Origin of the sequence: Ructibacterium gallinarum (assembly GCF_014982785.1) — a bacterium.
Classification (GTDB): domain Bacteria; phylum Bacillota; class Clostridia; order Monoglobales; family Monoglobaceae; genus Ructibacterium; species Ructibacterium gallinarum.
In genome coordinates this window covers 1-1321 of record NZ_JADCKB010000072.1, presented here as the reverse complement: position 1 = coordinate 1321, position 1321 = coordinate 1, and the positions used below count along the sequence as shown (strand labels likewise).

Below are 1321 nucleotides of genomic sequence, written 5' to 3'. Positions count from 1 at the left end.
AAACCCTGTTTTTTTTTTTTTTTGTCTCGGTCACATTTATTTTTAAAGAGTTTACTGTGGCCTGAGAACCGATAGTTTGACGAGGTATGTTTTGGTTAGATAGTACGGTGTCAACGTTTAGAGACAAACTTGATTCTAATCTCTGATTTGTTTCTGTTTCATATGTTTGTGTTACTTCAGAGCGTTCATCTCGAATGACTATGGACATCTTTTGTGATGTGTCCATATCATGAAAGTAACTAACCCAAAATGGCTTGTTTTTGTTTATTTCTGCCATTTCTTTTCTGAATGCTTGAATGTTTAACAAAACAGCCGGGTTTTTTACATCATAAAAACAAAAAATAGCATCCAGTATAGATGTTTTCCCGTAGTTGTTTTTCCCAGCTATGATATTTAAAGTCTTTAATTGCTTTAGATATAGCTCATTGAAGCATTTGAAGTTCTTTAAACTTATTTCCTTTATCATGATAGCCTCTGTTCGTGTTTTTGTTATATGCCATACGATTTGTTAGTACCTTAATAAAATGTACAGCTTTCATTGTGATTAGCTAGACTTTATGTCAAAGATTAACTTTGATTGCTTGTGTTTTAATCGATTTTTTTTACTTTCTTCTTGAGATTATCTGGCAGCAGCCGTAAGCTTCCGGCTGTGAACGAAAAAAACCGCCTTGGCGGGCGGTTTTTTCGAAAGGTTCAGTAGAGTTGGCGCTCTATGAACCGAGGTAACTGGCTTAAAGGGAGCGCAGTCACCAAAACTGTTCGTTTAGTTTAGCTTTAACTGGCGTATAACTTCAAGACTAACTCCCTAAATCAGTTACCAGTGGCTGCTGCCAGTGGCGCTTTGTCGTGTCTTTCCGGGTTGGACTCAAGACGATAGTTACCGGATTAGGCGCAGCAGTCGGACTGAACGGGGGGTTCGTGCATACAGTCCAGCTTGGAGCGAACTGCCTACCCGGAACTGAGTGTCAGGCGTGGAATGAGACAAACGCGGCCATAACAGCGGAATGACACCGGTAAACCGAAAGGCAGGAACAGGAGAGCGCACGAGGGAGCCATCAGGGGGAAACGCCTGGTATCTTTATAGTCCTGTCGGGTTTCGCCACCACTGATTTGAGCGTCAGATTCCGTGATGCTCGTCAGGGGGGCGGAGCCTATGGAAAAACGGCCGCTGTGCGGCCTTTCCTTCTTTCCTCCATGCGATTACTCGGTTTTCTCGAGCGTTTCTACGCATGCTCCTGCCGCTCGCCGCAGCCGAACGGCAGGAGCGTAGCGACTGAGTGAGCCAGGAAGCGGACAAGAGGAGATCCCTACACTGACCACT

General features: G+C 44.1%; 1 protein-coding gene. It reads right to left on the bottom strand.

The window, feature by feature from the left end; all coding sequences use genetic code 11:
* On the bottom strand, positions 1 to 466 hold a 466-nt coding region (locus tag INF28_RS12735), incomplete at its 3' end, for an AAA family ATPase (protein WP_226393825.1).
* Positions 467 to 1321 lie beyond the last annotated feature (855 nt).